Genomic DNA, 21,566 nt, shown 5'->3' on the forward strand with positions numbered 1-21,566 from the left:
TTTTTAATCAATAGAATTCAAAATATAGAATAAAAAGCACTGCAGTTTTTTAATAGCTGCAGTGTTTTAAAATGCACTGAATGAAAAAAACTTTACTCTTATTCTTACTTTTCGTTATTACTTCTTGTTATCAGGAAACTGCTATAGTTATAGAAGGTGAGTTCACGACTTCGTATGTTGATCAGGATGAATCTATACCCGTTATTATTAAAATTGATAATAATATAACGGGTGCAGATACGTATGAATGGACATTTGAGGGCGGAAATCCTTCTGTTTCAAATTCTAAAAATCCAGGCGAGATTTTATACAGCAAGCAGGGAACTTATACCATCAAAGTAACAGCAAAAAATGTAGATGGTGAGAGTCGAGAATTTACTCAAACTGTTGTAATAAAAGAAGGAATTAATATTGAGTTTACGCATGAAATTGTAAAAAGCAATTACTCTCCTGTTGAGGTAATTTTAAAGAATGCTACTATTGGAGAAGGCTTGACTTTTAATTGGGAATTTCAAGACGGTTCGCTAGCTTCTTTTTCAGGGAAAACACCTCCAAATGTTGTCTTTACAACTCCTGGAGAACACATAATAACTTTGACTGTATCAAATGGTTTTGAATCTGAAAAACAGACAAAAACCATTACTGTTGCTCCGTATTTGGTGAGTTTGTTTACCTATGAGCCAAAGTTTGAAGACGACGATTACGAAGCTCCTGTAACAATTAATTTCACAAACAAATCTGTCAGCGCAACCCATTACAAATGGACATTTGAAGGTGGAAATCCAGCTGTTTCTACAGAAGAAAATCCAACTATTGTTTTTACAAGTGCAGGCGTTCATGAAGTTACTTTAGAAGCTTTTAATGATAAAACAAGTCAGATTTTCAAATCGACTATTACAGTTCTGCCCGACACAAACCTGCGAACATTTACTAATATAAAATTAGGAATTAACTCGGCACATAACGGCAATAATATTGGCGCAATGTTCTCGACAGTTACACGCGAAGTTTATAAGGCAAACGAAATTAACGATGAGAATAGCAAGCTAATAGATATTGTATTTCAAGGTTTAAACAGCAATTTTACCTACAACAGATTCATCTCTCCTGATCAGGCCAATAACTATGGGTTTTTAGCATTAAAAAATGCACAAAGCACCATTTTTGTAAATTCTCAAAGCTTATGCAATTGTGGTTTAAATTTTACCGAAGCACAATTCGACAGTATGGTAAATGACACGCCTATAAAAACATTAAACATAAGTTATAGCGCTGGAGGAGCACAGGAATTTGGATTTGTTTATCCGAGAATTATTTTATTTAAAACACAAGACGGCAGAAAAGGCGCCATTAAAATAAAAGAAATGGTAAAGAACGGTGCAAGTTCTTATATTTTATGTGACATCAAAGTTCAAAAACAATAACCGCTAAATGAAGATAAAGAATAATAAAATCTTGTTTTGGTTATGTATTGTTTTGGCCTGTTGTTTTTGCAGGAAAGGATATGCACAGGATGTAGATTTGGAGAATTTTTATAAACCTAATTTTAAGGTAACAGGGAATATTAATGCCAATATGATGTACTACAATTCAAATATGGAAAATTCACGTGAACCTTTCACTTATCTGTTTTCAGGGAGTTTGAATATTAGTGCTTTTAATTTTAGCGTTCCGTTGTTTTATAGTTTTACCAATCAAGGAGATAATTTAGGATATACTGCTCCATTTGATTTTAACAGATTAAGCATTATGCCTAAATACAAATGGGTAAAGGCTTATATTGGAAATGTGAGTATGACATTTTCACCTTATACATTAAGTGGTTATCCATTTAAAGGAGTCGGATTAGAACTGACGCCAAACAGTCCGTTTAAAGTGTCGTTAATGGGAGGACAGCTCCTTAAAGCCGTTTCGGCAGAAAATGCTTCAGGCGGAATTCCGATTTATCAGCGTTTTGGTTATGGAGCAAAAGTAGGTTTTGAGAAAGCGCAATATAAGTTAGGCTGGATTGGTTTTTATGCCAAAGACGATGCCAGTTCATTAAACATGGTAAATGATAAAGGAGTTACGCCAAAAGAAAACTTTGTAAATAGTTTGATTTTTAGCACTTCGGTAGTGCGAAATTTAAATTTAAATGTCGAGTATGCCTTATCTGTATTAACAGATGATACTAGAAGTGAAAGTCTTTCGGGCGGAGGTTTTCGAGATAAGATATTTTCTGGTAAAGAAAGTACAAGTTATATGAACGCTTTCAATGTTAATTTCGATTATAATATTCAGAAAAGTACTGTCGGATTAACGTACGAGCGCATTGATCCTAATTACAATACCCTTGGAGCATTATATTTTAATAATGATTTAGAAAACATCGCGTTGCGTTTTGCGAGACCTTTTTATCAAGATAGAATTACAGTTTCGACCAGTTTAGGATTTCAAAAAGACGATTTAGAAAAAATAAAAAAACAAGATACAAAACGTGTTGTAGGGTCTATTAACATGAATTATAGAGTTACAGATCAAATCAATATTACGGGTAGTTATTCTAATTTTTCTACGTATACCAATAAAAAATTAGATCAGTTTGAACTGATAAATAATCCAAATGTTGTGCAGGCAGACACTTTAGATTACAGACAATTGTCTCAAAATGCTAATGTCAATATGTCTTATGCTTTCGGAAAAAAAAGAAATCAAAATTTAAACTTTAATTATAGTATTGCAGGTCAGGCCAACGAACAAGGAGGCGTGATTAGAAAAGGTCAGGCAAGCACGGTTCAAAATTATAACTTGGCGCATACGGTTAGTTTTCTTGCAACGAAAGTCTCTTTAAACAGTTCGCTTAATTATACCAAAAATGAAGTGAGCCGAAACAATAATTCATCTATGGGAGCTTCGGTTGGAGCTTCAAAAAAACTATTCAAAGACAAGCTAAATACAAACCTTGGATTTCTTTATAATAATTCGCAAGGAAATATGAATTCAAGCTCTGTATTTGGAATCAAGTTTAACAATAGTTACGTAATGTATCAAAGGCATAATTTTGGTTTAAACGTTATTTCGATGTTTAGAAGCAGCACGAATACTGACAAATTTAATGACTTAACGGCTACTTTAAATTACACCTGTTCGTTGGATAAAATAAAGCTTCCTGCCAAAAAAGAGCCTAAAAAAGAAAAAGAAGAGGTTTTAAATCCTATTCTAAAAATAAAGCATAAAGACAAAACGTACGAAGGAACGAGAGACGAAATTATACAGCAACTTCAGGATATGCAGACAGCGCTTCGTCCAATGCCAAAAGAAGATTCAGAAGAATTACAGCATCTGTTAACGCTTACCACTTTGACTCCAGATGATGATAGTTTCAAAGAAAAAGCATTGAATTATTTAAAAGCATACGACCTAAATAATGACATCTTAAATAAATACGACAATTACATTCATGAAACTGTAAAAAGTTTACAAGAAGAAATGGCTCGTAAAGACGAAGGATATGAGAATGATTATGTGATGGCTTTAGGAAGAGTAAACAAGCATAAAATGCATGGTGTAGATGAAAAAGACGTGACAGATAAAGTGAGTTATAATTCATATTTAAAACTGGTAGACAGAAAAAATAAAAAATTACAGCCTTTATTAGTTCATCGATGGATGCTTAATGAGATTGGAATACTTTCAAATACACCTGTAGATCAGCTTCGCGAAAATGAAAACCTTTCTGCTTTTAATAAAGAAGAGCTAGGGGATTTCTTTAAAATGATGAAAGAGAAAAAAGCAGATGCAGTAATAATCGAAGAAATAAAAATCAAACTAATTCCATTCTATCATGATTTAGCAGTTAAAAATGTTAAAGATGGAGAGATCGATTTTAAGTTTTTAAAGAATAATTAATAGTCAAATAAACTCTTTTGCTGTTCGAAAGAGTAACATATAAAAGAAGTCGGTATGCTTTATTTTTCAAAAAAACAGAATGATTTGCTTATGAAAAAAAATTACAAAATACATTTTGCGACACTGCTTATCTTGCTTTCGGTTGTTTTTTCTTATGGGCAGGAAATTCAGCCACCAAAAGAATTAAGTGCAGCTTCAAGTTCGATACAAAAGATCGAAGCCGCTGATCGTTGGGTAGATAAGTTTTCAAATCAAGATTTGGTAGAACTGCCTATTGGTATTCGTAATACGGTAAATAATATTCAATATTCTATCGGAATTACAAAAGCTACTTTTACGCCAGAGTATACAACGCTGACGGTTTTCTGTAGAGTAGATATTCCTCAGAAAGATAAAAAAACCGGACAGCCCATGCAGCTTTTCTTTGGAGCAGATAATGTTAAATTATCGCATCAAGGAGGTATTATGGGCGAAGCCAAATTGGTATTGCTAGGCAATGTTGATATTCCGTTTAATGAGGATAAATGGCAGGTTTCTTTGTACGGAGGTTTCGAAATGGCGACAGGAAACGTAAACGACCTAACGTATGTAAAGATCGATTGTGATGGTTTTAAAGAAATGAAGATTTCTGGCGCTGTTGAGTTTTCTAGAGATCTAATTTTGCCAATCGATCCGTTGACCAAAACGGTTGATGAAGCAAAAACTACAGTTCCAAAAACGTATTATAACGGAAAAACGGTTGCAATACCCAATAGAGTTAGAGGAGAATTTAGTTTTACAGCAGGTAGTTGGAATGATATTTTATTAAATGTAAGTCTTCAACCTTTTGTATTAAAAGACAAACGAAACGGAAAAGATTTTGATGGTAATTTCCAGTTTTTGGTAAGCAATGCAGTATTAGATTTAAGTGATTTAAAAAATGATCCTGTAGTTGTTTTTCCAGAGTATTATGCCAAAAATTCGCTTTTGGTTCCAAGTCAAGAATCGTGGAAGGGAGTTTTTGTCCAGACTTTTGATGTAGGTCTGCCCAAGGAATTTCAAACAACAGATACGGCATCAAGTAAAGAAAGACTTCATGTAGGCGCACAAAATCTTATTATAGATAAATTTGGAGTTTCGGGAACTTTCTATGCAGATAATGTTTTTCCTTTAGATCGAGGAATAACCAGTCAGGAAAAATCATGGGCTTATTCCTTAGACCATATTGATGTAACTATTGCGGCAAATACTTTTGTAAAAGCAAATTTAAAAGGACAGATTCTTTTACCCATTAGTAAAGCCACACCAGAGAAAAAAGAAACGACTACAACTCCTGCAACAAATGCGACAGCGAATACAGGAACGGCTGGCGCAACAGGAACCGATTCTACTAAACCAAAACAAACCAATAGGGCTGGTTTAGAATACAACGGATTTATTTCTATGGAAGAGCAACAATTGGTTGTGATAACCAAAGATTCCATAGCTTTTGATATCTGGAAAGCAAAAGCATTATTGCTGCCCAATAGTTCTGTCGAGTTAAAATTAGTCAATGGGCGATTTTTGCCTAAAGCCAATCTAAACGGTTCGGTTTCTTTTGGAACCAATAAAGGAGCAACAGACGATAAAGATGTAGAAGGTAAGAAAACAGTAGACTTTAAAGGAATTACGTTTGAGAACCTGCAATTACAGACTGTTTCGCCTATTATTTCTGTTAGAAATATGGGATACAAAGGGACCGTTGGTTTTGGTAATTTCCCTGTTTCTATCGGAAACATTAACGTAGCCATTAATGGAGATGATTCCCGAATTGATTTTGATTTAGGAATTAATTTAATGGAAAGTATTGGAGCAGGAGCAACCGCAAGAATTGGAATAAAGGGTAAGATGTACGATGATGGGTATAGGCAAAGAAGCCGATACGCTGGTTTGGATCTTTCGGCTATCCATATAGATTGTAAGTTCAGCGGATTAACCATTAAAGGAGGGCTTATTCTAATGGAAAAAGACCCTGTATATGGAGATGGATTTAATGCAGATGTTGAAGTCGACGTTGTGGATGTTGTTAATGTAAAAGCAAAAGCAATTTTCGGACGTACTACTTTTAGATATTGGTATTTTGATGGAGCGGTTAAGTTTCCTCCAACACCAGGTGTTCCTTTTATGATTACAGGTTTTGGTGGAGGAGCCTATTACAAAATGCATCGAAATCAAGATATTGCTATTGGCGAATTTTCTCCTTCGGGACTAAGTTATACGCCAGACGAGAAAATAAGTTTAGGAATTAAGGCTTTAATCTATTTTCACGTAGGAGCAGAAACCATTTGCGATGGCGAAGCCGGATTTGAAATGGCATTTAACTCAAAAGGAGGAATAAACAGATTAGCTATTTTCGGTAAAGCCAATGTCATGGCTAAAATTCCAGGACTTAAAAATGTTACCGATTTAATGGGTAAAGTAGCTTCAAATGTTACCGCTAAGAAAAGCTTTTTAGGAATTACAGAAAATGATCTTAAAGGTTCTTTTGCTAGCAAATATATTCCAGAAGCTAAAGAAGCAATTCCAGGAGATTTGTCGGCAGCAGTAGGAATAAAAATGGCAGCAGCTGTCGAATTTGATTTTGAAAACAAATCGATGCACGCCACTACTGATGTATATATTAATACACCAGGAAATTTCCTTTCGGGAACTGGAGAAGGAGGAAGAGCCGTTTGGGGAGTTTTCCATAAAGATCCAAAAGATTGGTACATGTACATGGGAACACCAAAAGACCGATGCGGAATTAAAATTGGAGTTGCAGGTATGTATTTGCAAACGACAAGTTATTTTATGGCAGGAACGGTACTTCCGGGCAGTCCGGCGCCACCTCCACAAGTAGCTCAAATTTTGGGTGTAGAATTAAAAGAACTGGATTATATGCGTAACGAAAATGAATTGGCAAATGGAGGTGGTTTAGCCTTTGGAGCCAGTCTAGATTTCGATACAGGAGATTTAAGTTTCTTACTTTTTTACGCCCGTTTTCAGGCAGGAATGGGATTCGATATTATGCTTAAAGATTATCAGGAAGCTAGATGTTCCAACACAGGAAGCCGTGTAGGTATAAATGGTTGGTATGCCAACGGACAATCTTATGCTTATCTGCAAGGAGAACTTGGAATTAGAATTAAATTATCTTTCTTAAAACTAAAGGTTCCAATTATTTCTGGAGGAGCCGCAGTTTTATTACAAGCGAAATTACCAAATCCAGTTTGGATGCGCGGGTATGTGGCAGGAAATATGAATATTTTAGGAGGACTGATAAAAGGAAAATTCAGATTTAAATTTGAATTAGGCGAAGAATGCCAATTTGAAAATGCATCGCCACTAGGAGGTATTAAATTAATCACCGATGTGACTCCAAAACAAAGCTCTACAGATGTAGACGTTTTTGCTGTGCCACAAGCTGCATTTTCAATGAAAGTAAATGAAGCTTTTGTAATTCCTGAAGACGCAGGCGATGTGACTTATAAAGTTATATTAGAAAAATTCAAAGTATTTGATGGAACCAAAGAAATTCCAGGAGTTTTTGAATGGAGTAGTATGAAAGACAGAGTTAATTTTGTTTCAACAGATATTCTTCCTCCTCATAAAGAATTGAAAGTTCAAGTTGAGGTTAGTTTCCAAAAAATGGTAAATGGCGTATTCCAGCCTATAAAAGTAGACGGAAAAGTGGCCACAGAATTTGAAGAAAGAATATTTACAACAGGAGGCGCGCCAAACCATATTCCGCTTACCAATATTAAATACTCTTATCCAGTTGTAGATCAAAAGTATTTCCTTGAAGAAGAATATTCAAAAGGATATATCCAACTGAAGCGTGGTCAGGATTATTTGTTTGAAGATTCTAATTGGGAGACCAGTATTAAGATGGCGCAAGACGGAACTTCTAACTCAAAAGCAGTGGCATTTAACTATGATACTACTTCAAATGAAGTATATTATAACTTGCCCAATATCGATCAGGATAAGAAATATAATTTCTCTATCGTTAGTAATTTAAAGCAGAATACAACAAGAAATACGACATCGAATACAAAGACAAATACGATTAGTGATGAGGGTAATGATATACAAATAAAAGAAAATCAAGCCGATGCCGTATCTAAATCTGAAGGAACTATTGATCGTCTGACCTATTCATTCAACACCAGTAAGTACAGAACTTTTGCATCTAAGATGAATGCGATCAGTACTCAAAACTATAACTTCGGAATTTTAGATTCAGATGTAATTTATTTGAGTAATACTATTTCAAGTCAGGAAGCCTTTGATATAGTTGATCTTATGGGTGTAGCTTATAGTGATAATAAAGCCGTAATAACAGCAGAATCTAAGTTGAATGATCAATACTACCTAGTAGATATTTATCCGTATTTATACAAAGATTATCCTTTAAATGGCACTTTCACTATAACCAATAGAGACACTAACGAGTTAGGTGTGGTTCCAGTCAAAGGAATCCCGCTTAGTTCTTATTATACGGTTAGTTTAGAAAACAATATCAATCAGTCGTATACAAGAGGAAATTTCCCATTTAATTACAATATGCCATTTTTCTATAAGGAAGACTGGGTCGATTTAAATAACCAAATAGTTAACTCATACGTTAACGGAGACGCTGGCATTATGGCGCTTTCTCAACGATTTCATAATAGTAATTTCCAATTCATGAGACATGGAAATTATGAGATAGTAGTAAAGTATAATCTGCCAGGAAATAAACAGGCAAATGAGTTTGTTTATAAGTATAAAAACATCAATACTTTTAGGTAAATTCTATAAAGGACTATAAGTGACTTTAAAAACCCGTTTGAAAATTCTCAAACGGGTTTTTATTTTAGACAACCAGATTTAACATTTAGGAGCGCTTTTTTTTATTAATTTACATAATCATACAAATCGAGCTTTTATCTAAAACTAAAAGATGCTGAATAATAAAGAAGAAAAGAAAGAACAAAACGCAGTATATATGCTCCCTTGGGTAACGGCAATTGCAATGTTTATGCAATCCTTAGATGGTACAATTCTTAATACTTCGCTGCCTTCAATAGCTAAAAACATGGGATATTCGGCCACCGAAATGGATTCGGTTATTGTAACCTACACACTCACATTAGCAATGTTTATTCCGCTTTCCGGATGGCTGGCAGATAAGTTTGGCACCAGAACCATGTTTATGATTGCCGTGTTTCTGTTTATCATGGGATCTTTGTTTTGCGCTCTTTCAGTTGATTTGAATACGCTTAACATGGCACGTGTTTTACAAGCGGTTGGTGCTTCCATGATGGTGCCAATTGCCCGATTGGCTATTTTGTATCAATACCCCAAAAACGAACTGCTTAAGACAATGAACTTTATAACCTTATTCGGATTGTTAGGAATGGTTGCGGGTCCAAGTTTAGGAGGTTTTCTCTCAGACAATTTCAGCTGGCATTGGATTTTTCTAATAAACATTCCCATTGGCCTCATCGGAATTTCGATGGCGTATCGCATTATGCCTAACTTTAAGCACGCAGTAGGAAGATTCGATTTTAGAGGATTGGTTTATTTCAGTTTGGCACTAATTTCTATCACTTTGGTTTTAGAACTTATCGGAAGCGGACGACCACACATGATTGTAATTCTAAGTTTATTGTTTCTCTTCGGACTGCTTTCTCTCTTTTATTATATTCATTATGAAAAAACGGAGAAGCCTATAATCGACCTGCATCTTTTAAATATTAGAACCTTAAAAATAGGGTTGATGGGAAGTTTAATTACTAGACTTGGAATTGGTGGACTGCCATTGCTTTTACCGCTTATGCTGCAAACCAGTTTTGGTTACTCGGCATCGGTATCAGGATTATTGCTGTTGCCTTCTGCCTTGTCAAATGTTGCTGTTAAGCCTTTTATGGTAAATATTATAAAGTTTTTTGGCTACAGAACAGTACTGATAAGCAACACCATTTTGCTAGGAATTGTTTTGATTGTTCTCGGATTTGTAACGAAAGAAACACCAATTGGATACTATATTTTACTGATGATATTCTACGGAATTTTCACCTCTATACAAATGTCTGCCATGAATACGATTACGCTTTCAGATTTGGATCAAGATACGGCGAGCGGCGGAAATACGATGTTGGTTATTATGCAGCAGCTTTCGGTAAGTTTTGGAGTTTCTGTGGCGAGTCTTGCGCTTTCTTTATTTCAGGACGGAATTTTCAATTTAGACGCTTCAAAAGCATTTCAATATACCTTTATTGCATTGGCTGTTTTTACCATCTTTTCAAGCTTTACTTTTTCAAAATTAAGCAAAACAGATGGAGGAGGGTATATGTAATTTTGTTTCGCATAAATAAGTTCTTGAATTCAAAAAAATCACAACTTATCTAATCAATCTGACTTGTTTTGGATTAAGTTATTTGTTCTTCAAATGGCTTTTGTATAATTTTACATACTATGTATGAAATATTCCAAAAGTATCTAGAAGAAAAAACAGAACTGACTCCAACAGAATCGGAACGTATACAATCATTTGCTATAATTAAAAAACTTCGTAAAAGACAATATCTGCTTCAAGAAGGAGATGTCTGGAAATACGATGCTTTTATTACAAAAGGCTGTGTTAGAACTTATACCGTTGATGAAAAAGGCAGTGAGCATGTAAATAGTTTCAGTATCGAAAATTGGTGGACAGGAGATCGTGAGAGTTTAATGATGCAGCAACCGTCTCGTTTTAATATTGATGCTATTGAAGATACCGAGCTTGTTCTTTTTACGCATGAGAATTTTGAATTGCTGTGCAGAGAAATTCCAGCTTTTAATAATATGGTAAATGCGATTCTGCAAAGAAGTTTTATTGCCGCTCAAAATAGAATTCAGGCTTCACTTACTTTAACGGCCGAAGAAAAGTATTTGAACTTTATAAGCAAGTATCCAGGTTTTGCTTCGAGAATTCCTCAAACCATGATTGCTTCCTATTTGGGTATGACACCAGAAACGCTAAGCCGTATTCGAAAACAAACAGCAAAGAAATAAATGTACAAGGAGCTTTTAAAGCTCCTTTTTTTATGCCCTTCTTCCAACTCTTGATCTATATCAAGTTTTTACTTATTTCTAGTCAATGCACAGGTTTTGCATTCATCGCAACTTTGTAATGTTCAAAAGAAACAAACATTATAAACATTTAAATAGTAGAAATCATGTCAAAAACAATTTTCATTACAGGAACAAGTACAGGCTTTGGAAAATTAACAGCCGTAACATTAGCAAACGCAGGTCATTCCGTAATTGCAGGAATGCGAAATACCAATGATAAAAATGCCGCTGTTGCGAAAGAATTGGAAGCAATAGAAAACATTGAAGTAGTAGATATCGATGTTACAGATGATGCATCAGTTACTAAAGCAATCGAAAAAGTATTGATTAAATACGGAAAAATAGATGTTTTAATCAATAACGCGGCGGTAAGCGGTTTTGGTTTGCTTGAAGGATATTCTATCGATCAGGTTCGCAAAATGTTTGACGTAAACGTTTACAGCGTACTTCGCATGTATCAGGCAGTGCTTCCTTCTATGAGAAAAGAAAGAAACGGACTCGTAATTAACATTACAACTGGAGCAAGCGCACACACACTTCCATTTATGGTTCCGTACATCGCATCAAAACTGGTGGTTGAAAGTTTTACAGAAGGATTGCAAGACGAACTTGCTGATTATGGAATTGAAAACGTAAGCATACAGCCTGGAGTTTATCCGACAGAAATGAATAACGGATCTAAAGCGGGTATTCATGCTGATAAAACACAAATTATAGAAGAATATGGAGATGCAGCAACCGAAAAATTCAACGCCTTAGGCACAGCATTATTTGGAAAAATGGCTCAGTTTGATATGAATCCGCAAACCATTGCTGATGGTATTCTAGAATTGTTAAGTATGAAAAAAGGGGAGAGACCGCTTCGTTTTCCGCTAGACGCGATTGCTCAAGGAACCGATAAAGAATTTATAGAAGCCCGCGCCAATATTAAAGCAAAATGGGTAGCAGCTTACACCAATTAATTTTCTTTTAAAACACATTTTAATAATTTACTTAGATTCAAAATAAACATGAAAACAATGCATATAAAATCAAATAAAAAAGTCCAAACTTCAGCAGCAGCAATGCTTAATTTATTAATACTCTTTTCTGCTTCAGAAAAAACAGCTGCACAAACTAGTGCAGGAATCGTCGGAATAGATCATGTCGGAATCAATGTTCCTGATCTTAATAAAGCCGTTACATTTTTTAATGATGTTTTGGGTTTTGCACCCGTAACTCAATTAGGACCAATTCCGCTTGACGCTGATTGGAAAAAACTAAATCACATTAACCCAAATACTGGAGCCGTTACCATAAAGATGATCAATGCAGGAAATGGAGCAAGTATAGAAGTGTTTGAGTATGCAGACAATAAAGGAAGCAAAACACACCCCAGTACAGATGATATTGGAGCATCTCATATTGCATTTTATGTAAAAGATATTAATGCATCTGTACAGTATTTAAAAAGTAAAGGCGTAAAAATAATAGGAGAACCTTTTACAATGCCTTCTGGTGATACAGCGGGAGAAACTTGGGTTTATTTTGAAACGCCCTGGGGATCTAAAATGGAATTGGTTTCGTATCCTAATGGAAAAGGTTATGAAAAAACGAATCCCAAAACGATATTATGGTCTCCAAAAAATGAAGCAGTGAAAAAAGTCCCTGCAGATGACTTCGATTCTAAAAAGAACACGGCAATAGTAGAAAACCATCTTAAAATCTGGAATGAAAAAGAGGAAGTTAAACGTAAAGCGCTACTTAATCAAGTGTATGCGGCTAATGTAGAAATGGTCGACCGTCATTTTATTGCTGAAGGAATTGAAGATATCAGTAAATTTATTGTAGAGCTTCAAACTAAAAATCCTGATTTTAGATTTACAGCCAAATCTGTAGAAACCAATCATAATATAGTTCGTTTGTATTGGCAGTTTGGTTCAAAAACAAAACCATCTGTTGTAAGCGGTATGGACTTGTTTGTTATCGAAAATGGTAAAGTTCAGAAACTGTATGTTTTTGTTGATCAAAAAGAATAACTTTTAAATTGATTTTGAAAGTTTTAAAAAGCCAGACAATAAGTTCTGGCTTTTTAAATTTCTATTAAATGGTTTTTAAAACACCACCATCTGCTCGTAGAGAAGCTCCATTTGTTGCCAGAGAAAGAGGGCTTGCAAGATAAGTGGCAAGCGATGCAATTTCAGTTGGATTTATAAAACGCTGCAATAAAGAATGCGGATTGGTTTGCTGTACAATGCTATTTTTCATTTGCTCCACTTCGATATTCTGAAGAGATGCTATGTGTTCTATAACAGCCGCAACTCCATCAGAATAAGTTGGTCCGCCTAGAATGGTATTTACGGTGACCTCTGTTCCAATGGTTAGTTTAGATAAGCCATTGCTCACAGCAGTCATTGCTGCTTTAGTCATGCCATAATGAATCATATTGCCAGGAATATTTACACCAGATTCACTGCTTATAAAAATAATTCTTCCTGATTGCTTTTCCAGCATCTGTGGTAAAAGTTTCTTAGAAAGACGAACAGAACTCATCACATTAATTTCAAATATTTTATGCCAATCTTCATCTTCAATTTCTTCGAAGTTTTTTAGATTAAATTGGCCAACATTATTAATTAGAATATCGATGTTATTTAATTGGCCAAGTAGCGCGTCTATTTCCTCTTTTTTGCTAAAATCTGCTGCAATTCCGGACACGTTACAGTTTGGAAATTCAGTTTTCAATTTTTGAACTGCGAGATTTGTTTTTTCTTCACCTCTTCCGTTAATAATTACTTCTGCTTTTTCATTTAATAATTGTTGCGCAATTGCAAAACCAATTCCTTGGGTTGATCCGCTGATGAAAGCTTTTTTACCTTCTAATTTTAAATCCATTTTTTATTATTTATTTTTGTAATGATTGATACATAAATCATCAAAAAAATTAGCTGATGACAGCTAATTGCATTTCGATTTGATCTTTTAATATTTTCTTGTCAGGATACATTCTGCGGAGCGTATTAAGTCCGCACCAAAACGTAATGAGATATTTTCCTAGAACCTCAGGAGAAATTTTAGATTGTATGTTTCCTTTAGTCTGTTCCGTTTTTATGGTTGCTGTAAACATCTGTTCGACTTCTTTTAAAATCTGTACAGCATTTGCTTCTAGGTCTTCATCTATAAAAGTCATTTCGACGACTGTATTAGCGATAATACATCCTTTAAAATGTTCATTTGCGTCAGCTTCTGCAATACTTCTAAAAAAATCTTTAATTAATTCTAAAGGCGAATCACTTTTAGCAAGTTCATTTTTAAAAGCATTAAAAGCTAGTCTGCGTTCTTCAATAGCTTTTTTAAAAACTTCTTTTTTTCCGCCTTTAAAAGTATTGTAGAAGCTTCCGGCTCCAGCTCCAGTTGCTTTTTGTAAATCACTTAGCGAGGTTGCACTGTAGCCTTTCTGCCAAAAAACTTCCTGAGCCTTTTTTATGATATTAGAATCTTCATAGATTGTGGGTCTGCCTCTCATTTGATTTTATTTTGTAACGATCGATACAAAATTATATAAAACTAATGATTCAGGCAATTTTTTTTTAATAGTATCCTTTAAGAAGATTTTTTAAGAACTAAAAATAAAGCGGCTGCGATGCCTAATCCCATAATTGCAGTTTTAGCAAAATTAGAATCTGTTTTTGAAGGCAGTTTCCCGTAGACTCGTAATGGCTCTTTCGAATTGGTAAGCACATTTCCAGGGTTGTTTTCCTTATTTTGGTTAAGTTTCATTTTTAGACGAAGTGCTGTCGATGCTGTATTACTAATTAATTTTGGAAACAATTTATAGGTAGTAGTAATGGCAGCTGCTTTAAAATCAGGAAACAAATCTTTTTTAGGATGTTTTGCCAAATAAACCATTTTAGTAGCAGTTTCGCGTGGATCAGAAGCAATAAAAGGAATTTTGATATCAAAACCCGAATACTTGGCAGAGTGAAGATTTCCTGTAGAATTTTGTAATTGAGGATAGAGATTGCAAACATGAATATGTCTGCGATTAGAAATTTCTCCCTGCAAACATTCCATCATACCTTTAATACCAAATTTTGATGCAGAATATACAGCACTGTAAGGCGCGGGCATAAAACCACCAATTGATATATTATTAATTAAAATACCGTGATTTTGATTTTTAAAAATTTTGATTGCGTTATAAGCTCCATGCATATATCCAAATAAATTGGTTTTTATAACCTGCTGATGAATTTCTAACGGAATTTCTTCAAATTTTCCACTTACCATCACTCCGGCATTATTGATCCAGATATCGATTTTACCGCTCATAGCGAGGGCTTCTGTGGCAACTTTCTCTACATCTTTGGCTATAGAAGTATCTGCCGAAACACCCACAACAGGAACATTGAATGCTCGGCAAAATTCTACAACTTCATTAATACCTTTCCAACCTCTGGCTGCTAGAACTAAATTGCATCCTTCATGAGCAAAAGCTTCTGCGGCTGCACGGCCAACACCACTGCTTGCACCCGTTATAACAACTGTTTTTCCTTTTAGATCATTGGTATATTTTCCTTCATTCTTCATATCCTAAATATTAAAGTGCATAAAAGCGCATTTTTACTGCGGTGAATTACTCAAATTGCTTTTTTAGACAAGATGCGCTTTTCGTTTGTTCTGCTAGAACTACTTTTTAAGATATATTTTTTATCAGATGTTCGTGTACTGGATATTCTATTTTTTTGATTTAAAAAAAACATAGCAAGTAATTTAGCAACGAAATAGCTTTTTCGTCTAATTGAAATATAAAATTAGACGAAAACTATTCGCACGCTGTTATATAATTACGCTTGCTAATTGCTTAATTAAGAGATTGCAAAAGGGCTTTGATTATGAAACTATTTATCTAATCCTTACAAATTTTAGATTCTCAGTTTTGGTTGTAATAATTAGATCCGCTTTGTGCAAGATATATTTTCCTTTCAGATAGTTTTTTGTTTTATGCTGCGAGTTATTGTTCGTTTTTAAAGTTAAAGAATCTTTGGTAAACGAATATTCTCCATTTACAATGCTATCTAGCCGATCTGTTTTGTTAATTTGAAAATTATTCATGATTTCAAAATGTAGCCTTTCTTTAGTTTGAAGATTTTCCCAAGTTCCGTAAAAATCGTCTTGTGACATGTATTTGGTTTTCATAATACTGAACATAATAAAGAAACCAATAAATACAGCAGGAATATAAACGAATTTTATTACGCTAATCTTATTCATCCATTTGGGTCTGTCACTGTTTTGATACAAGGGAGGTTCTTCCAAAAAATATTTTAGAAAAACTTTATAATCAGAAAATAGTACAAACAATGCCATTAGGGTTAATATTATCGCAATTTCTTTTGCATTAATATCATAAGCAAAATCTGTTAGAAGAATATTGACCATAAAAGTTAGGAAAAGAATAATTCCTATTCTTGTCGTTTTTCTAAAAAAGAGTAGAAACGAGCTTATAATCTGAGTAACAGCAATAACCATTGGATACCAATTGCAATAACCATAATAATACCAAGTAAGGCGAAAACCATCGAGAGAGCCAATTGGCATGTCGTACACGCTTGGCTGTGATACAAATTGGGTTTTTAATATTTTACCGTAAGCATATAAGATTATGATGGTAGCTAGAAAGTATCTGCAAAAGGTGTGTAAAAAAAGATGGATTTTTTGCCAGTTCATATTTTTTGGGATTTTTTTGTTTTACATTATTTGGTATTGGGTAAAAGTATATGATCCCAAAATAGCAGAATTGTACAAATGGAAACTGTTTAGACAAACAGCCAAATATTTTCTTTTTCTGTATCTATATTTTTGAAAAATATTTGTGGGTTCCTGTTTGTGAGCTCTTTAAAGTTTCGAATAAAATGAGATTGATCGTAAAAATCGTACTGTGATAACTCAGAAAAATTCTTGCTTTGTTTCTGTTTAAGGATTGAGTTTCTAAAACGATGAATTTTTCGGTACTCTGAAGGTGATTTGCCAATATGTTTTGTGAAGAGCTTATTCAAATATTGCCTGCTCATTTGATGTTTAAGAGCGATTTCTTCAATCTTTTCATCTGTTTCAATATCGGCAAGTATTTTTTCAATTAAAGAAAAATCTTTGACTTGTAATTTAGAAAGCAGATAATCTTCAAGCTCCTGACTTTGTCTGTCTTTGTCCAAATTGAAAATTTCAATCATTTTAGCATTAAAGTCAGGCATAAAAGTAAAATCCAAAATAGTACTTTCTGAAAAAATACTTTTTGAATCTGATAAAAATTGACTTATTCCTAATGGTTTAAAGTAAATTGTAACCTCATTTATAAGCTCTTTGTAATGAATTTTAATGGGTTTGGTATAACGAGAAACTACACAAGTCATGATATTTTTATCTGGCGATGATTTTATAATGACTTCGTTATTTTGTATTTCAACATCTAGATCTTCATTGGTGGTTAGAATGCAGAAATTATTAGGGAAAGTGAGATATTGTACAGAGCCCGAATTTTTATTTTTTGAAATAAAGTAATATCCTTCAATATATTTTTTTAAAATTTCATTTTTAGGCTGATAAAAATCCAGATTCATTTGTTCTCTTTGAGGTAATTGGTAAAAGGTTTATTCTTTTGGGAATAGTATTGACAAAACTAAAGTAGCAAATTAAAAGTTTGCGCTATCGTTGTCTGTTCTTTTTTTAAATATAAAATTCGACAAAATAATACGAGCTTTAAACTCCTGCATAATAGAAATGCATTTATCAATTTGCACTATGGATAATTTGGACACAAAAATGGTTTCTTTTTATGATCATAAATGGTAATGAAAAATTCGGATTCAGAAGAGCACTTTATGGCAGTATGCAATTATCATTTTCGCAAACTGTTTTTTTTTGCATTTGTTTGTTTTGTGTGTGATAAAAAAGACTTATTAAATAATTAAAAAACAATGTTAAAATGTTGTTTTTCAATATATTTTATATATTTTTGTAAGGCATTTAGTATTTATTAGTGTTTTTTAAAATATTGGAATTGTTTTTTGGACAGCCTGCTTATTATGCGAGATGCTTTTTTTCGCTATTTATAGCATTACAATTTCCTAAATAGTATAGAATTTAGCCAGCGGGTGCATATTAAAAACAATTACAGCATTTTTTTCCTTACCCCATTTCTTTAGTATTCCTATTTTGAATCTGCTATCAGCCAGACCCTATAAAAGCCTTAAGATTAAAGCAGTGCGCTTTAATATTCTCTACCACATTTTACACTCTGAAATTTAGTTTTTAAAGGCGTTTGTCCAAATTGGTCTTAAATGGTGATTTATAGTCTTTACGATCTTAACAAATCTATTATTCTGGTAAAAATTTTATGGAGGCATTCGTTTTCGTAAGATAGCCGCCGCGTCCCTAAGTAAAATATAAAATATGAGAACAAAATTATTTTTCTTCGTCATTCTGTTAGTTACATGTTCAGGGTATGCACAGCAAGATGCGCAGTACACACAGTATATGTACAATACAATAGCCATAAATCCTGCCTATGCGGGTTCCCGTGGAGTATTTAGCGTATTTGGCCTTTACCGCACCCAATGGGTTGGTCTTGATGGAGCGCCAGAGACCAGCAGCTTCTCAATCAATACGCCAATAAATAATAGCAGATTAGGCATTGGAGCTTCATTGGTCAATGATAAAATTGGCCCTACAAATGAAAACAACATCTCAGTCGATCTGTCTTACACCATTCAGACCTCTGCAGATTTTAAGCTTTCGTTTGGCATCAAAGGAACAGCAAATATCTTCAATTTAGATGTAAACAAATTAAATCCTGCAGATCAGGGCGATCCTCAGTTTCAAGATTTAAACAGCAAGTTCTCTCCAAATGTCGGTGCCGGAGTCTACTGGCATTCTGACAAAGCATACATTGGCCTGTCTGTTCCAAACTTTATTGAAACAAACCGTTACGACGATAATGATGTTGCCATCTATAAAGACAGAATCAACTACTACCTAATTGGAGGCTACGTATTCGATCTTGACAAATATCAGTATATAAAATTCAAGCCCGCCATTCTAGCCAAAATGGTCCAGGGGGCGCCATTGCAGGTAGATGTCTCTGCGAATTTTATGTTCTATGATAAATTTATGATTGGCGCGGCCTACAGATGGAGCGCTTCATTAAGCGCTATGGTTGGGTTTCAGATCACAGACGGACTCTATTTGGGCTATGGCTACGATCGGGAAACCACCAAATTGAACAATTACAATTCAGGCTCGCACGAGATCTTCCTGCGCTATGAATTCTTCTCAAACAAAGGCAAAATGACAACCCCTCGTTTCTTCTAAAAATAAGGCATCATGAAAAACTATACACTACTTTTCGCTGCAATAATAGGCGTTTTTTCATTCGGCAGCTATGCCCAGCAGGCAAAAATAAATGCTGCAGACAAAAAATATGACAGCTACGCTTATGTCGATGCGATAAAGACTTATGAAAAAGTTGCGGCCAAAGGCTACAGATCTGAAGACATGTTTAAAAAACTGGGAAATGCCTATTATTTCAATTCAGATTTCCAGAACGCGGCAAAATGGTACGGCGAATTATTTGCCATGAATCCAAATCCTGAGCCAGAGTACTATTTTAGATATGCCCAATCTTTAAAATCAACTGGGGATATGACAAAGGCCAATAAGCTCTTAGAAGATTTTAATGCCATTTCAAAAAATGACAATAGAGGAAAACTTTATAAAGAAGATCTAAACTATCTGGACCAGATTAAAGCAAATTCTGGGAGGTACCAGATAGAAGACGCGGGCATTAACAGCAAATACTCCGATTACGGATCATTTGTCTACAACAGCAAAATTTACTTTGCATCTGCCAGAGATACGGGAAATTTTATACAGCGCAAACACAAATGGACAGGAGAATATTTCACCAATATTTATAATGCTGATCTGGATCCCGCAACGGGAACCGCTTCAAAAGTGAATAAATTTAAATCGGCTATTAATACCAAATTTCACGAAGCTTCTCCTGTTTTTACCAAAGACGGAAAAACAGTCTATTTTACCAGAAACAACTATATTGACGGTAAAAAAGGCAAGGACGAAAGCAGGGTCACTTTAATCAAGCTTTATAAAGCGGAACTGGGAAAAGACGGCAAATGGACCAACATAGCAGAGCTTCCTTTCAACAGCAATAATTACAGCACAGGCCATCCGGCTTTGAGCCCAGATGAAAAGACACTTTATTTTGCTTCCGATATGCCGGGATCTTTTGGAGAATCCGATCTGTATAAAGTAACTATAAATTCAAATGGCGGGTTTGGCCCTCCGCAAAATCTTGGAAACACGATTAATACGGAAGGAAAAGAAACATATCCTTACTTAACTTCTGAAAACGAGATTTATTTTGCGTCTGACGGGCATCCGGGTCTGGGAGGATTGGATGTTTTTGTGGCCAATATTGACAATAGCGGAAAAATAAGCAATATTCAGAATGTCGGGGCAGATGTCAATTCTCCAAAAGATGATTTCGCTTACATTATTGATCCTGAAACCAGAAGAGGTTTTTTCACTTCCAACAAAGATGGCGGACAGGGCTCTGATGATATCTACAGGTTCTTAGAAACCAGAAGGCTTAAATGCATCCAACAGCTATACGGAATAATATCGGATGCAGAAACGGGGCTTGCGCTTCCGGGAGCAAAAGTCACTCTGTATGATGACCAGATGAACATTAAAAACTCTGCCGCTGCAGACGGTTCCGGGTTATACACTTTTGATGTTGAATGCGGAAAAACCTATTTCGTAAGAGCAGAAAAGCCAGAATTCGCTACAAAAGAAGTAAATATAACTATAGATAAAACAAGCGGCAAGACCAATCTTCCGATTGCACTTGAAAAATCAACCTGTAAGGTTACTGTGGGCGATGATTTAGGAAAATGTTTCGGAATCAAAATGATTTATTTTGATTTAGATAAATCTAATATTAGAACAGAAGCGGCGTTGGATCTAGAAAAAATACTCGTTGTTTTAAATGATAATCCAAGTATGAAACTTGATATACGCTCTCATACAGACAGTAGAGCTTCTCATCAATACAACGAAGCTTTATCGGACAGAAGAGCCAAATCAACCATTCAGTGGCTCATCAAAAACGGAATAGCGCCTAACCGATTAACAGGAAAAGGCTATGGCGAAACAGAATTGGTTAATAAATGCGCAGACGGCGTGCCATGTACTGAAGCAGAACATCAGGCCAACAGACGAAGCGAATTTATTATCATCGCTCTGTGATTGCTAAAATATAGCATAAAGAAAAATACTGTAATAATTAAAATTTATAGATAATAGGACAACATTAAACTCTGAAAATTCTGAACAGTGTTTTAACTCCATTAAGATAAAATGCAATTTGTCCCATTTGTTAATTTACTAAACTATAAAATTGTCTTATTCTGTTAGTTTTAAAATATTTAGAGGCTATATTATATTGAATATTAACTGAATTTTGCACGCCCTTTCTTCAAAGGAATTTAGAAAATTAAAACAGACAAATGCGACCTGACTTT

At 34.5% G+C, this 21,566-nt stretch carries 14 protein-coding genes; 9 read left to right on the plus strand and 5 right to left on the minus strand.

Annotated features, from left to right (window positions below; genetic code table 11):
- The first annotated feature begins 80 nt into the window (after positions 1–80).
- The 7 genes from BSF41_RS21705 to BSF41_RS21735 all read left to right on the plus strand — a co-directional run bounded on the left by BSF41_RS21705 (position 81) and on the right by BSF41_RS21735 (position 13,004).
- A complete protein-coding gene (locus BSF41_RS21705; protein ID WP_095931576.1) occupies positions 81–1,424 on the plus strand; it encodes a PKD domain-containing protein in 1,344 nt (447 codons plus the stop codon).
- 7 nt (positions 1,425–1,431) lie between these two features.
- Positions 1,432–3,888 (plus strand): hypothetical protein, encoded by a 2,457-nt coding sequence (locus BSF41_RS21710; RefSeq protein WP_216359052.1) that lies wholly within the window; start codon positions 1,432–1,434, stop codon positions 3,886–3,888.
- 90 nt (positions 3,889–3,978) lie between these two features.
- Positions 3,979–8,679 carry a hypothetical protein gene (locus BSF41_RS21715; RefSeq protein WP_095931592.1) on the plus strand — a complete coding sequence of 1,567 codons (4,701 nt, stop codon included), beginning with the start codon at positions 3,979–3,981 and terminating at the stop codon, positions 8,677–8,679.
- Positions 8,680–8,830: 151 nt separating this feature from the next.
- On the plus strand, positions 8,831–10,228 hold the full coding sequence (locus tag BSF41_RS21720) for a DHA2 family efflux MFS transporter permease subunit (RefSeq protein WP_095931577.1): 1,398 nt from the start codon (positions 8,831–8,833) through the stop codon (positions 10,226–10,228).
- 119 nt (positions 10,229–10,347) lie between these two features.
- Positions 10,348–10,926 (plus strand): Crp/Fnr family transcriptional regulator, encoded by a 579-nt coding sequence (locus BSF41_RS21725; protein WP_095931578.1) that lies wholly within the window; start codon positions 10,348–10,350, stop codon positions 10,924–10,926.
- 164 nt (positions 10,927–11,090) lie between these two features.
- Positions 11,091–11,948: an SDR family oxidoreductase gene (locus BSF41_RS21730; RefSeq protein ID WP_095931579.1), complete on the plus strand. Its 858-nt coding sequence runs from the start codon at positions 11,091–11,093 to the stop codon at positions 11,946–11,948.
- Positions 11,949–11,996: 48 nt separating this feature from the next.
- Positions 11,997–13,004 (plus strand): VOC family protein, encoded by a 1,008-nt coding sequence (locus tag BSF41_RS21735; protein ID WP_095931580.1) that lies wholly within the window; start codon positions 11,997–11,999, stop codon positions 13,002–13,004.
- Between the two features lie 64 nt (positions 13,005–13,068).
- On the opposite strand, the gene BSF41_RS21740 is transcribed toward BSF41_RS21735, so the two are convergent.
- From BSF41_RS21740 to BSF41_RS21765, 5 genes are all read right to left on the minus strand, one after another.
- Entirely contained in the window at positions 13,069–13,860 is a 792-nt protein-coding gene (locus tag BSF41_RS21740) for an SDR family NAD(P)-dependent oxidoreductase (protein WP_095931581.1), read from the minus strand.
- Positions 13,861–13,909: 49 nt separating this feature from the next.
- The gene (locus BSF41_RS21745; RefSeq protein ID WP_095931582.1) at positions 13,910–14,491 is read right to left on the minus strand and encodes a TetR/AcrR family transcriptional regulator; all 582 of its coding nucleotides are present in this window, start codon (positions 14,489–14,491) and stop codon (positions 13,910–13,912) included.
- Between the two features lie 77 nt (positions 14,492–14,568).
- The gene (locus tag BSF41_RS21750) at positions 14,569–15,555 is read right to left on the minus strand and encodes an SDR family NAD(P)-dependent oxidoreductase (protein ID WP_095931583.1); all 987 of its coding nucleotides are present in this window, start codon (positions 15,553–15,555) and stop codon (positions 14,569–14,571) included.
- Positions 15,556–15,870: 315 nt separating this feature from the next.
- The gene (locus tag BSF41_RS21755) at positions 15,871–16,695 is read right to left on the minus strand and encodes a hypothetical protein (protein WP_141248177.1); all 825 of its coding nucleotides are present in this window, start codon (positions 16,693–16,695) and stop codon (positions 15,871–15,873) included.
- A gap of 89 nt (positions 16,696–16,784) precedes the next feature.
- A complete protein-coding gene (locus BSF41_RS21765) occupies positions 16,785–17,585 on the minus strand; it encodes an AraC family transcriptional regulator (protein ID WP_095931586.1) in 801 nt (266 codons plus the stop codon).
- Positions 17,586–18,417: 832 nt separating this feature from the next.
- On the opposite strand from BSF41_RS21765, the gene BSF41_RS21770 reads away from it, so the two are divergent.
- Positions 18,418–19,335, plus strand: a complete 918-nt coding sequence (locus BSF41_RS21770) for a type IX secretion system membrane protein PorP/SprF (protein WP_095931587.1) — start codon at positions 18,418–18,420, stop codon at positions 19,333–19,335.
- Between the two features lie 12 nt (positions 19,336–19,347).
- Positions 19,348–21,291: an OmpA family protein gene (locus tag BSF41_RS21775; RefSeq protein WP_095931588.1), complete on the plus strand. Its 1,944-nt coding sequence runs from the start codon at positions 19,348–19,350 to the stop codon at positions 21,289–21,291.
- The last annotated feature ends 275 nt before the right edge of the window (positions 21,292–21,566 follow it).

This window comes from Flavobacterium sp. ACN2, from assembly GCF_002303885.1.
Lineage (GTDB): Bacteria > Bacteroidota > Bacteroidia > Flavobacteriales > Flavobacteriaceae > Flavobacterium.